A 12,288-nucleotide genomic window follows, 5' to 3' on the forward strand; every position below is an offset into this window, starting at 1 on the left:
CGTCGCGCCGGCCCTGCTACCATCCGGCGCGCCATTCTTTTCTTTGCCTGACATCTGGTATCGCATGACTACTCGTATCCTGACCGGCATCACTCCTACCGGCACTCCGCACCTGGGCAACTACGCCGGCGCCATCCGCCCGGCGATCCTCGCCAGCCGTCGGAGCGACGTGGATTCGTTCTACTTCCTGGCGGACTACCACGCCTTGATCAAGTGCGACGATCCCGCTCGTATCCAGCGCTCGCGCCTGGAAATCGCCGCGACCTGGCTGGCCGGCGGCCTGGACGTCGAGCGTGCGACCTTCTACCGGCAGTCGGACATCCCCGAGATTCCCGAGCTGACCTGGTTGCTCACCTGCGTCAGTGCCAAGGGTCTGCTCAACCGCGCGCATGCCTACAAGGCCGCGGTGGACCGCAATGTCGAGGCCGGCGAAGACCCGGACGCCGGCGTGACCATGGGCCTCTACAGCTATCCGGTGCTGATGGCCGCGGACATCCTGATGTTCAACGCGCACAAGATCCCGGTCGGCCGCGACCAGGTGCAGCACGTGGAGATGGCCCGCGACATCGGCCAGCGTTTCAACCACCTGTTCGGCAACGGCCGCGAGTTCTTCGTCCTGCCCGAAGCGGTGATCGAGGAAAACGTCGCCACCCTGCCGGGCCTGGACGGACGCAAGATGTCCAAGAGCTACGACAACACCATCCCGCTGTTCAGCCCGTCCAGGCAGCTCAAGGACGCCATCGCACGCATCGTCACCGACTCGCGCGCGCCGGGTGAGCCGAAGGACCCGGACAGTTCGCACCTGTTCCTTCTTTACTCGGCCTTCGCCAGCGCCGAACAGGTCGCCGCGTTCCGCCAGGAACTGCTCGACGGCCTGGCCTGGGGCGAAGCCAAGCAGCGCCTGTTCCAGTTGCTCGACAACGAACTGGGCGAGGCTCGCGAGCGTTACCAGGCGCTGATCGCCAAGCCCGACGATATCGAGGACATTCTCCTCGCCGGCGCCGCCAAGGCGCGCCGCATCGCCACCCCATTCATCGCCGAGTTGCGCGAGGCAGTCGGCCTGCGCTCCCTGCGCGAGCCGCTGAAAAGTACCGAGAGCGGCAAGAAGAAGGCCGCCAAGGCTGCGCGCCTGGTCAGCTTCCGCGACGACGACGGCAGCTTCCGCTTCCGCCTGCTGGACGCCGCCGGCGAACAGCTGCTGCTGTCCCGCGCCTTCGCCGACGGCAAGGCCGCCGGTGCGGTGAGCAAGCGCCTGCTGGCTGGCGAGACTGCTGACCTGCGGGCCGAGGGCAATGCCTTTGGCCTGTGGCTGGATGGCGAGGCGGTGGCGCAGAGCCCGGCCTTCGCCGACGCCGCCGCCCGTGACGCCGCCATCGAGCGCACCCGCGAAGCGCTGGCGCCGCAGGAGTAGGCCTCCCCGGTGCATCCTCGACGGATGGCCGATTGCCAAGAGACGGGGTCGTCGCTAAAGTGACGGCCCCGTTTTCGTTGCATTGCTACCGATCATGACGCCCCTCGAGCGCTACCAGGCCGATCTCCAACGCCCCGATTTCTTCCACGATGCCGCACAGGCGAATGCCGTGAAGCATCTGCAACGCCTCTACGATGACCTGGTCGCCGCCGACCACGCCAAGCCCGGCCTGTTCGGCAAGCTGCTCGGCAGGAAGTCCGGCGGGCCGGTGAAGGGCCTGTATTTCTGGGGCGGCGTCGGCCGTGGCAAGACCTACCTGGTGGACACTTTCTTCGAGTCGCTGCCGTTCGAGCAGAAGGTGCGCACGCACTTCCACCGCTTCATGAAGCGGGTGCACGAAGAACTGAAGACCCTCAAGGGCGAGAAGAACCCGCTGACCATCATCGGCAAGCGCTTCGCCGACGAGGCGCGAGTGATCTGCTTCGACGAGTTCTTCGTCTCCGACATCACCGATGCGATGATCCTCGCCACCCTGCTGGAAGAGCTGTTCAAGAACGGCGTGAGCCTGGTGGCGACCTCCAACATCGTGCCGGACGGCCTGTACAAGGACGGCCTGCAACGCGCCCGTTTCCTGCCGGCGATCGCCCTGCTCAAGGAGCATACCGAGATCGTCAACGTCGATAGCGGCGTCGACTATCGCCTGCGCGCGCTGGAGCAGGCCGAGCTGTTCCACTGGCCGCTCAGCGAACAGGTCGAGGAGGAGATGGCGCGCAGCTTCAAGGCCCTGACCCCGGACTGCGCCAAGGCCCAGCGCGACGAGGCGCTGATGATCGAGAACCGCGAGATCCGCGCGCGCCTGACCTGCGACGACGTGGCCTGGTTCGAATTCCGTGAGCTGTGCGACGGCCCGCGCAGCCAGAACGACTACATCGAGCTGGCGAAGATTTTCCACGCCGTGCTGATCTCCAACGTCGAGCAGATGGGCGTCACCAAGGACGACATGGCGCGGCGTTTCATCAACCTGGTGGATGAGTTCTACGACCGCAGCGTCAAGCTGATCATCTCCGCCGAGGTCGAGCTAAAGGATCTCTACAGCGGCGGCCGGCTGGAGTTCGAATTCCAGCGCACCCTCAGTCGTCTGCTGGAAATGCAGTCCCACGAATACCTCACGCGTCCGCACCGGCCCTGATCCGGGGCGGAAACGAGAAAGGGGTTGCCGATGGCAACCCCTTTTTTCATGGACGCGCGGCGTTTCAGCGCTGCGCGGTGTTCTGCTCGAAGCCGGCGAGGAGCTTCTTCGCATGGGCCACTTCGAGGGCTTCCATGGCGTTGATCGGCTTGATCGCCACGGCCTGCTTCAGTTGGGCGATGGCCTTCTCCCGCTCGTCGTCGCCGTATACGTAGGTCAGCGCGTTGGCGTACTCGTAGTGGCCGATCGGCAGGTCGTTGGCCTGGCGGAAGGAGCGGGCGAAGTACTGTTCCATCTTGTCGGCGCTGACCCCGTAGGTCATCTTGCCGACCAGCTTGCCGACCTTGCGGATCACTCCCGCCTCGTAGCCGCCGTAGAGCGCCAGGGCGAACGGCTGGTTGGGTTGCCTGGCCAGGAGGGCGTCCAGTTCCTTGGGGATTTCGCTGGTATAGCCGCGCTTGAGCACTACCGGTACCGATAGCTCCTCGGCCAGGCGCGCCTTGGCGTAGACGCTGCCGAACTGGGCGACGATATCGGCCTTGACCAGCGGGCCGGCCTGTTCGGTGTAGTCGATGACCTCTTCGAGCAGGCGCTGTTTCTCCGCCTGGTCGGGAGCCAGGAACATGGCGTAGAGCACCTGGGCGAACATCGCCGGTACCTGGCCGCCGACTCCCAGGGCCAGTCCCTGCTCCTTGGCCTTGGCGTAGTCGCCGCGGAACAGCAGGCGCCAGACATCCTGCAGGCGCGCCGCATATTGCGCGGCCTCTTCCGGCTTGCCGGTGAAGCCGGTGCCGGCCTTCACGGTCTTTTCCAGGGCATCCGGATGGGCGGTCGCCATGTTCACCACCCAGTCGGCGTCCGGATAGGGATAGTCGCCGAAGCCGCGGGTCAGGCGCGGCCAGGCTTCCTTCAACTTGTCGCCTGGATAGTCATAGGCGCTCTGGTCGTAGGGGAAGGCTTTCCAGTTGTCGGCGGCCATAGCATTCATACCGAAGAGGGCCAGGAAGGCGAGCAGATAAAGGCGCATGGCAAAGGTCCGTTCTTGTCGTTGTTCGGAACGCCCGCGTCTGCGGCGGGCCTGCGGATTCATGAGAACCCGCGAAGGCCGACCTGGCTACCTATCCTAGGTTCTGTAGGGAAAGCGCCGGCGCCGATGCCGTTCGGGCAGGCCCGGCGATGTCCGGCTCAGCTTTCCTTCTGCATGAACTGGCGACGGTAATGGTGGGGAGAGAGTTCGGTGTGCTGGCGGAACAGGCGGGCGAAGAAGCTGGCGTCGTCGTAGCCGACCTCGTAGCTGATCGTCTTGATGCTCTTGCGCGTGCTCGAGAGCATGCCCTTGGCGGTCTCGATCCGCAGTCGCTGCAGGTAGTGCAGTGGCTTGTCGCCGGTAGCGGCCTGGAAGCGCCGCATGAAGTTGCGGATGCTCATGCCGTGGTCGCGGGCGACGTCCTCGAAACGGAACTTGTCGGCGAAGTGGTCTTCCAGCCATTGCTGGATCTGCAGGATCGTCGGGTCATGGTGCAGCTTCTGTCCGCCGAAGCCGATACGCCCTGGGGTGTAGCTGCGCTGTACTTCGTAGAGGGTATCCCGGGCCACCGCCTGGGCCACCGATCCGCCGCAGAAACGCTCGATCAGATAGATGTAGAGGTCGCAGGCGGAGGTGACGCCGCTGGCGCAGAACAGGTCGTCGGCATCGGTCAGGTGCTTCTCCTGGTTGAGCAGCACGTTCGGGAAGCGTTCGGCGAATTCCCGATAGAAGCGCCAGTAGGTGGTCGCTTCCTTGCCATCCAGCAGGCCTGCCTGGGCCAGCCAGAAGACCCCGGTCGCCTCGCCGCAGAGGGCGGTTCCCTCGGCATGGCTGCGGCGCAACCAGGGAACGATTTGCGGATAGCGCCGTTCGAGCGCGTCGAAGTCGCCCCAGAAGGCGGGCAGGACCACTATATCGCAGGCGGCGAGGGGACCGTCGACGGCGATGCTGTCGCCGCTGAAGCTGCGTACCGGCTGGCCGTCGGGGCTGAGGATGCGGGTGCGGAAGGCCGGCTGGAGACCGAGGCCCTGCTGCTTGCCGTGGCGCAGGCTGGCCATGTGGAAGAAGTCCTTGGCCTGCATCAGGGTCGAGGCGAAGACGCCGTCGATGGCGACGATGCCGACATGTTTCAGCACCGGAGCGGATTGAGCGCGCATGGATTTTTATCGTTGTTGTGAGTAAGGGAAAGCGGTCAAAAGGCGGCTGGATCGTCTTATTTTTTGGCGCAACTGTCCAGTGCGTCGGTCGGGGCATTTCCCTACAGTCGAAGACCTGCCGCGTGCAGCCAACCCGATCCCAGACCGTTTCCAGGTGACCACGATGATACCGAGAACCCTGTTCAGCTCCGACCACGAACTGTTTCGCGACAGCGTGCGCAAGTTCCTCGAACAGGAAGCCGTGCCTTTCCATCACCAATGGGAAAAGGATGGGCATGTCGACCGCGCGCTCTGGAACAAGGCCGGCGAGGCCGGAATGCTCTGTTCGCACCTGCCGGAAGAGTATGGCGGGATGGGCGCGGACTTCCTCTACAGCGCCGTGGTCATCGAAGAGATCGGTCGGGCCGGCCTGACCGGGATCGGTTTCTCCCTGCATTCGGACATCGCTGCGCCCTACATCCTCCACTACGGCAGCGAGGCGCTGAAGCGCAAGTACCTGCCGAAGCTGGTATCCGGCGAGATGGTCGCGGCCATCGCCATGACCGAGCCGGGGGCCGGTTCCGACCTGCAAGGGGTGAAGACCACGGCGGTACTGGATGGCGACGAGTACGTCATCAATGGCTCGAAGACCTTCATCACCAACGGCTTCCTCGCCGACCTGGTGATCGTGGTGGCGAAGACCGATCCGAAGGCTGGCGCCAAGGGCATAAGCCTGTTCGTGGTCGAGGCGGGTACGCCGGGCTTCAGCAAGGGCAAGCGCCTGGAGAAGGTCGGGATGAAGGCCCAGGACACCTCCGAGCTGTTCTTCCAGGATGTGCGGATTCCCCGGGAGAACCTGCTCGGCAAGGACGGCCAGGGATTCATCTACCTGATGCAGGAGCTGCCGCAGGAGCGCCTGACCGTCGGTATCGGCGCGCTGGCGTCGGCCGAGGCGGCCCTGCAATGGACGCTCGACTACACTCGCGAGCGCAAGGCGTTCGGCAAGTCGGTGGCGGACTTCCAGAATACCCGCTTCAAGCTTGCCGAGATGGCTACCGAGATCCAGGTCGGCCGGGTCTTCGTCGATCGCTGCATGGAGCTGCATCTCCAGGGCAAGCTGGACGTACCCACCGCCGCCATGTGCAAGTACTGGACGACGGACCTGCAATGCAAGGTGCTCGACGAATGCGTGCAGTTGCACGGCGGCTACGGCTTCATGTGGGAATATCCGGTGGCGCGGGCCTGGGCCGATGCCCGGGTACAGCGGATCTACGCCGGTACCAACGAGATCATGAAGGAGATCATCGCGCGGGCCCTGTGAGGCGCTCCTGGCCACCGGGAGGGGCGAACGACCGCATCGCGCGGTTGTCCGCCGAACCCGCGGCAGCGCCAGGCCCCTGGAGCCTCAGGGAGCCGGGTTCGGTTGCTCCCGGTGGATCGCATCGATACCGGCGAGTACCTCCTCGTCCAGCCTCAGGTCGACGCTGCCGAGATTGGCTTCCAGCTGTTCCAGCGAGGTCGCGCCGATGATGTTGCTGGTCACGAACGGCCGCGAGGTGACGTAGGCCAGTGCCATCTGCGCCGGTTCCAGTCCATGTTCGCGGGCCAGCGCCACGTAGCGCGCGCAGGCCGCTTCCGCCTGCGGGTTGGTGTAGCGGGTGAAGCGGCTGTAGAGACTGATGCGCGCGTTGGCCGGGCGGGCGCCGTCCGCGTACTTGCCGGAAAGCATGCCGAAGGCCATCGGCGAGTAGGCCAACAGGCCGCACTGCTCGCGGATGGCGATTTCCGCCAGGCCCACCTCGAAGCTGCGGTTGAGCAGGTTGTAGGGGTTCTGGATCGATACCGCGCGCGGCCAGCCGCGCTCCTCGGCGAGCCTGAGGAAGGTCATGGTGCCCCAGGGTGTCTCGTTGGACAGGCCGATGTGGCGGATCTTGCCGGCGCGCACCTGCTCGTCGAGCACTTCCAGGGTTTCCTCCAGCGGTGTGAAGCTCTCTTCCTGGTGCTGGTAGCCGAGCTGGCCGAAGAAGTTGGTCCGCCGCTCCGGCCAGTGCAACTGGTAGAGGTCCAGCCAGTCTGTCTGCAGGCGCTCCAGGCTGGCATCGAGGGCGGCGACGATGTGCTGGCGGTTGAACTTGAGGTTGCCGTCGCGCACATGGCTGATGCCGTTGCCGGGGCCGGCGATCTTGCTGGCGAGGATCCAGTCGGCGCGGTCGCCGCTGCGGCGGAACCAGTTGCCGATGATGCGCTCGGTGCTGGCGTAGGTCTCGGCGCGGGGCGGCACCGGATACATTTCGGCGGTATCCATGAAATTGATCCCGGTGGCCTTGGCCCTGGCGATCTGGGCGAAGGCGTCCTGCTCGCTGTTCTGCTCGCCCCAGGTCATGGTGCCGAGGCAGAGGGCGCTGACTTTCAGATCGGTGCGGCCGAGCGGGCGATACTCCATGCGGGTGTCCTCGTGAAATTAAGTGGTTAATGCGGTTGTAAATTCTGGCGAAATCTGCATAATTCCGCAGCCTTTCATCGGTGGGGGATGCCAAGCCTGCCGATCGATGTATCTAGTCGTTACGGACGCACACCGACCCGAGCCCCAATTCGTGTCTGTTTTCGGCTGTCCTTGACTTGTCAAGGCAACCACTGTCCAGTAAGATTCGCCGTCTTATTTTCAGGCGGCCCCTGAGGCTATAACGAATGAAAACCTATACCGCGAAACCGGAAACTGTACAGCGCGACTGGTTCGTCGTCGACGCTGCCGGCCAGACCCTGGGTCGTCTGGCGACCGAAATTGCCCGCCGCCTGCGTGGCAAGCACAAGCCTGAGTACACTCCGCACGTTGACACCGGCGACTACATCGTCGTCATCAACGCCGAGCAGGTGCGTGTGACCGGTGCCAAGACCACCGACAAGATGTACTACCACCACTCCGGCTTCCCGGGCGGCATCAAGTCGATCAACTTCGAGAAGCTGATCGCCAAGGCCCCTGAGCGCGTCATCGAGACCGCTGTAAAAGGCATGCTGCCGAAGAACCCTCTGGGTCGCGATATGTATCGCAAGCTGAAGGTGTACAAGGGTGCCAGCCACCCGCACACCGCTCAGCAGCCCCAAGAACTGAAGATTTAACGGGATAGCTCATTATGTCGGCGACTCAAAATTACGGCACTGGCCGTCGTAAGACCGCTACCGCTCGCGTCTTCCTGCGTCCGGGTACTGGCAAGATTTCCATCAACAACCGTGGTCTCGATCAGTTCTTCGGTCGTGAAACCGCTCGCATGGTCGTGCGTCAGCCGCTCGAGCTGACCGAGACCGTCGAGAAGTTCGACATCTTCGTTACCGTCGTTGGCGGTGGCGTAAGCGGTCAGGCCGGTGCGATCCGTCACGGCATCACCCGTGCCCTGATCGAGTACGACGAAACCCTGCGTAGCTCGCTGCGCAAGGCCGGCTACGTGACTCGCGATGCCCGTGAAGTCGAGCGTAAGAAAGTCGGTCTGCGTAAAGCGCGTAAGCGTCCGCAGTACTCCAAGCGTTAATTCGACGCTTGCTGAAAAACGCCCACCTCTTCGGAGCTGGGCGTTTTTTTATGTCTACGCTTTAACTCTGCGGCAAGGTGTCGCATGGCCGAAGGGCGCGCCCTACAAGGGTTTCGGGCGTTTTGTGTCAGGCTATTACCTTGTCATCAAAGGGGGTTTTCTTTACCATTTGGCGAATTTTTTGCGCGGCTCGAATTTTTACTTAAAGGCCTGATTAGAACAGGTCTGAAGCTGATGGGAGACGACTGAATGAGTAATGACGGCGTGAATGCAGGCCGGCGTCGCTTCCTCGTCGCGGCCACCTCTGTGGTTGGCGCGGCGGGAGCGGTGGGTGCTGCGGTCCCGTTCGTAGGGTCATGGTTCCCCAGTGCCAAAGCCAAGGCTGCTGGCGCGCCGGTGCAGGTGAACGTGGGCAAGATCGATCCAGGTCAGCAGATCATCGCTGAATGGCGCGGCAAGCCTGTATTCATCGTGCACCGCACGAAGGAGATGCTGGACGCCCTGCCGAGCCTCGAAGGACAACTGGCCGACCCGGACTCCAAGGCCTCGGAGCAGCCGGAGTACGTCGATCCCAAGCTTCGCTCGATCAAGCCGGAACTGGCGGTGATCGTCGGCATCTGCACCCACCTGGGCTGCTCGCCGACCTTCCGTCCCGAAGTCGCCCCCGCCGACCTCGGTCCGGACTGGAAGGGTGGCTACTTCTGCCCTTGCCACGGCTCCCATTACGACCTCGCCGGTCGTGTCTACAAAGGCCAGCCAGCGCCGCTGAACCTGCCGATTCCGCCTTATACGTTCGATGCTGACGACGTCATCACCATCGGCGTGGACCAGGAGAAAGCCTGATGAACAAGTTCATGGCTTGGGTCGATGCGCGTTTTCCCGCGACCAAGATGTGGGAAGACCATCTGAGCAAGTACTACGCACCGAAGAACTTCAACTTCTGGTATTTCTTCGGTTCCCTGGCGCTGCTGGTGCTGGTCAACCAGATCCTCACCGGCATCTGGCTGACCATGAGCTTCACGCCGTCGGCCGAAGAGGCGTTCGCTTCCGTCGAATACATCATGCGCGATGTCGACTACGGCTGGATCATTCGCTACATGCACTCCACCGGTGCATCGGCGTTCTTCATCGTGGTCTACCTGCACATGTTCCGCGGCCTGCTCTACGGCTCCTATCAGAAGCCGCGCGAGCTGGTGTGGATCTTCGGCATGCTGATCTACCTGGCGCTGATGGCCGAGGCCTTCATGGGCTACCTGCTGCCTTGGGGTCAGATGTCCTACTGGGGCGCCCAGGTGATCATTTCCCTGTTCGGCGCGATTCCGGTGGTCGGCGAAGACCTGGCCCAGTGGATCCGCGGTGACTTCCTGATCTCCGGCATCACCCTGAACCGCTTCTTCGCCCTGCATGTGATCGCCCTGCCGATCGTCCTGCTCGGCCTGGTCGTGCTGCACATCCTGGCGCTGCACGAAGTCGGTTCGAACAACCCGGACGGCGTTGACATCAAGAAGAAGAAGGACGAGAACGGCGTACCGCTGGACGGCATCGCGTTCCATCCGTACTACACCGTGAAGGATATCGTCGGTGTGGTGGTGTTCCTGTTCATCTTCTGCACCGTGATCTTCTTCTTCCCGGAAATGGGCGGCTACTTCCTCGAGAAGCCCAACTTCGAGATGGCCAACCAGTTCAAGACCCCCGAGCACATCGCTCCGGTCTGGTACTTCACCCCGTTCTACGCGATCCTCCGCGCGGTTCCGGACAAGCTGATGGGCGTGGTGGCGATGGGTGCGGCGATCGCCGTGCTGTTCGTCCTGCCGTGGCTGGATCGCAGCCCGGTTCGCTCGATCCGCTACAAGGGCTGGCTGAGCAAGCTGTGGCTGGTGATCTTCGCGGTGTCCTTCGTGATCCTCGGCTACTACGGCGCCCAGGCTCCGAGCCCGCTGGGTACTACCCTGTCGCGCGTTTGCACCGTCCTGTATTTCGCCTTCTTCATCCTGATGCCGTTCTACACCCGGATGGAGAAGACCAAACCGGTTCCGGAAAGGGTGACTGGCTGATGAAAAAGCAATTCGCTGCACTGATTCTGGCGGTACTGCCAGTCCTGGGTTTTGCCGCTGGCGGCCATGGGCCGCAACTGGATCATGTCGACATCGACCTGACCGACAAGGCGGCCATGCAGGATGGCGCGCGTACCTTCGCCAACTACTGCATGGGCTGCCATAGCGCCAAGTTCCAGCGTTACGAGCGTGTCGCCACCGACCTGGGCATTCCTACCGATCTGATGATGGAGAAGCTGGTGTTCACCGGCGCCAAGATCGGCGACCACATGGACATCGGCATGAAGCCGGCCGACGCCAAGACCTGGTTCGGCGCCGCTCCGCCGGACCTGACCCTGGTTGCCCGCGTACGCGGCACCGACTGGCTGTACAGCTACCTGCGCTCGTTCTACGAGGATCCCAAGCGTCCGTGGGGCGTGAACAACGTGATCTTCCCCAACGTCGGCATGCCGAACGTCCTGGCGCCCCTGCAGGGACGCCAGGTGATCGGCTGCAAGCAGGTACAGGTGGTCGAGGATGGCAAGAAGCAGTTCGATCCGTTGACCGGTACCCCGCTGACTCACGAAGCTTGTGACCAGTTGACCGTGGTGCCGAAGACCGGCGAGCTGAACGAAGCCCAGTTCGACGAGAAGGTCAAGAACCTGGTGACCTTCCTGGCCTATTCGGCCAACCCGAACAAGCTGGCCTCCGAGCGTATCGGTACCTACGTCCTGCTCTACCTGGCCTTCTTCTTCGTATTCGCCTATCTCCTCAAGCGCGAGTACTGGAAGGACGTGCACTAACCCGCACGTTGGTCTTCGAAGCGGGGGCCCTACGGGGCGCGCGCGTCTTTTCACCTCCCACAAGTCGACCTGCGAGGAGGGCTCCATGGCTTCAATCAACAAGCTGACCTGCTATTCCGACCCTGCCGATCATTACTGCCATCGCATCCGCCTGGTCCTGGCCGAGAAGAACGTGGCGGTAGAGGTGATCGATATCGAGGCGGGCCGCTGTCCGCCGATGCTGGCGGAGGTCAACCCCTACGGCAGCGTACCGACCCTGGTCGATCGCGACCTGGCGCTGTATGAGCCGACGGTGGTCATGGAATACCTCGACGAACGCTATCCGCATCCGCCGCTGCTGCCCGATTATCCGGTGAAGCGTGCCAACAGCCGCCTGTTGATCCATCGTATCCAGCGGGACTGGTGTTCCCTGGTGGACCGGATCCTGGATGCGCGCAGCAAGGAGGCCGAGCGGGTCCAGGCGCGCAAGGAGTTGCGCGAGAGCCTGACCGGGGTTTCCCCGCTGTTCGCCGACAAGGCATATTTCCTCAGCGAGGATTTCAGCCTGGTGGATTGCTGCCTGTTGCCGATCCTCTGGCGTCTGCCGCTGCTGGGCATCGAGTTGCCGCGGCAGGCCAAGCCGTTGCTCGACTACATGGAGCGCGGATTCGCCCGGGAAAGCTTCCGGGCCAGCCTGTCTTCCGTTGAACGAGATATGCGTTAAGGAACATGAAGATGAATTCCAGCCGTCCCTATCTGGTCCGCGCGCTCTATGAATGGATCGTCGACAACGATTGCACGCCGCATATCCTGGTGAACGCAGAGTTCGCCGGGGTAAAGGTGCCTCCGGGCTATGCCAGCGATGGGCAGATCGTGCTCAATGTCTCGCCCTCTGCCGTGCGGCATCTGCACATGGACAACGAGGCGGTCAGCTTCGAGGGGCGTTTCGGCGGCGTGGCGCAGAGCCTGTACATTCCAGCGCTGGCGGTAATGGCCATCTACGCCCGGGAAAACGGCCAGGGCATGGTCTTCGATCTGGAGCAGCCGGGTCCGGTGGACGACGAGCCGGGCGATGACGATGGTGGGCCGTCCGATGAGCCGCCGCGTCCCAGTGGCAGGCCATCCCTGAAGGTGGTCAAGTAAACGGCGAGCAATGAAAAAGGCGATCGAAGGATCGCCTTTTTTT

13 protein-coding genes are annotated in these 12,288 nt (G+C 63.1%); 10 read left to right on the forward strand and 3 right to left on the reverse strand.

The window, feature by feature from the left end; genetic code table 11:
• The first annotated feature begins 64 nt into the window (after nucleotides 1-64).
• On the forward strand, nucleotides 65-1,411 hold the full coding sequence (locus tag LT948_RS18940; protein ID WP_003094300.1) for a tryptophan--tRNA ligase: 1,347 nt from the start codon (nucleotides 65-67) through the stop codon (nucleotides 1,409-1,411).
• Between the two features lie 94 nt (nucleotides 1,412-1,505).
• Nucleotides 1,506-2,600, forward strand: a complete 1,095-nt coding sequence (gene zapE, locus LT948_RS18945) for a cell division protein ZapE (protein ID WP_003094297.1) — start codon at nucleotides 1,506-1,508, stop codon at nucleotides 2,598-2,600.
• A 64-nt stretch (nucleotides 2,601-2,664) separates the two neighbouring features.
• Here the strand turns inward: zapE and LT948_RS18950 are convergent, their stop codons facing one another.
• On the reverse strand, nucleotides 2,665-3,627 hold the full coding sequence (locus LT948_RS18950) for a hypothetical protein (RefSeq protein WP_003110032.1): 963 nt from the start codon (nucleotides 3,625-3,627) through the stop codon (nucleotides 2,665-2,667).
• 158 nt (nucleotides 3,628-3,785) lie between these two features.
• On the reverse strand, nucleotides 3,786-4,685 hold the full coding sequence (locus LT948_RS18955; RefSeq protein ID WP_003120906.1) for a GlxA family transcriptional regulator: 900 nt from the start codon (nucleotides 4,683-4,685) through the stop codon (nucleotides 3,786-3,788).
• A gap of 253 nt (nucleotides 4,686-4,938) precedes the next feature.
• Here LT948_RS18955 and LT948_RS18960 point away from each other — a divergent pair, with 253 nt between their 5' ends.
• On the forward strand, nucleotides 4,939-6,084 hold the full coding sequence (locus LT948_RS18960) for an acyl-CoA dehydrogenase family protein (RefSeq protein ID WP_003134747.1): 1,146 nt from the start codon (nucleotides 4,939-4,941) through the stop codon (nucleotides 6,082-6,084).
• A gap of 84 nt (nucleotides 6,085-6,168) precedes the next feature.
• Here the strand turns inward: LT948_RS18960 and LT948_RS18965 are convergent, their stop codons facing one another.
• Nucleotides 6,169-7,206: an NADP(H)-dependent aldo-keto reductase gene (locus tag LT948_RS18965; RefSeq protein WP_033995386.1), complete on the reverse strand. Its 1,038-nt coding sequence runs from the start codon at nucleotides 7,204-7,206 to the stop codon at nucleotides 6,169-6,171.
• 245 nt (nucleotides 7,207-7,451) lie between these two features.
• Between LT948_RS18965 and rplM the strand changes: the two genes are divergently transcribed.
• The 7 genes from rplM to LT948_RS19000 all read left to right on the forward strand — a co-directional run bounded on the left by rplM (nucleotide 7,452) and on the right by LT948_RS19000 (nucleotide 12,245).
• On the forward strand, nucleotides 7,452-7,880 hold the full coding sequence (gene rplM / locus LT948_RS18970; protein ID WP_003094164.1) for a 50S ribosomal protein L13: 429 nt from the start codon (nucleotides 7,452-7,454) through the stop codon (nucleotides 7,878-7,880).
• A 14-nt stretch (nucleotides 7,881-7,894) separates the two neighbouring features.
• Nucleotides 7,895-8,287 carry a 30S ribosomal protein S9 gene (rpsI, locus tag LT948_RS18975; RefSeq protein WP_003098810.1) on the forward strand — a complete coding sequence of 131 codons (393 nt, stop codon included), beginning with the start codon at nucleotides 7,895-7,897 and terminating at the stop codon, nucleotides 8,285-8,287.
• A gap of 249 nt (nucleotides 8,288-8,536) precedes the next feature.
• Complete coding sequence (gene petA / locus LT948_RS18980; RefSeq protein ID WP_003100631.1) at nucleotides 8,537-9,130, forward strand: ubiquinol-cytochrome c reductase iron-sulfur subunit; 594 nt, start codon at nucleotides 8,537-8,539, stop codon at nucleotides 9,128-9,130.
• A complete protein-coding gene (locus LT948_RS18985; RefSeq protein WP_003094159.1) occupies nucleotides 9,130-10,341 on the forward strand; it encodes a cytochrome b in 1,212 nt (403 codons plus the stop codon). The genes petA and LT948_RS18985 overlap by 1 nt, the downstream gene beginning before the upstream one ends.
• Nucleotides 10,341-11,123, forward strand: a complete 783-nt coding sequence (locus LT948_RS18990) for a cytochrome c1 (protein ID WP_003455493.1) — start codon at nucleotides 10,341-10,343, stop codon at nucleotides 11,121-11,123. The genes LT948_RS18985 and LT948_RS18990 overlap by 1 nt, the downstream gene beginning before the upstream one ends.
• An 85-nt stretch (nucleotides 11,124-11,208) precedes the next feature.
• Nucleotides 11,209-11,826 (forward strand): glutathione S-transferase N-terminal domain-containing protein, encoded by a 618-nt coding sequence (locus LT948_RS18995; RefSeq protein WP_003094155.1) that lies wholly within the window; start codon nucleotides 11,209-11,211, stop codon nucleotides 11,824-11,826.
• Between the two features lie 11 nt (nucleotides 11,827-11,837).
• Nucleotides 11,838-12,245 carry a ClpXP protease specificity-enhancing factor gene (locus LT948_RS19000; RefSeq protein WP_003094153.1) on the forward strand — a complete coding sequence of 136 codons (408 nt, stop codon included), beginning with the start codon at nucleotides 11,838-11,840 and terminating at the stop codon, nucleotides 12,243-12,245.
• The last annotated feature ends 43 nt before the right edge of the window (nucleotides 12,246-12,288 follow it).

The organism is Pseudomonas sp. CP-1 (genome assembly GCF_021213715.1).
GTDB lineage: Bacteria > Pseudomonadota > Gammaproteobacteria > Pseudomonadales > Pseudomonadaceae > Pseudomonas > Pseudomonas aeruginosa.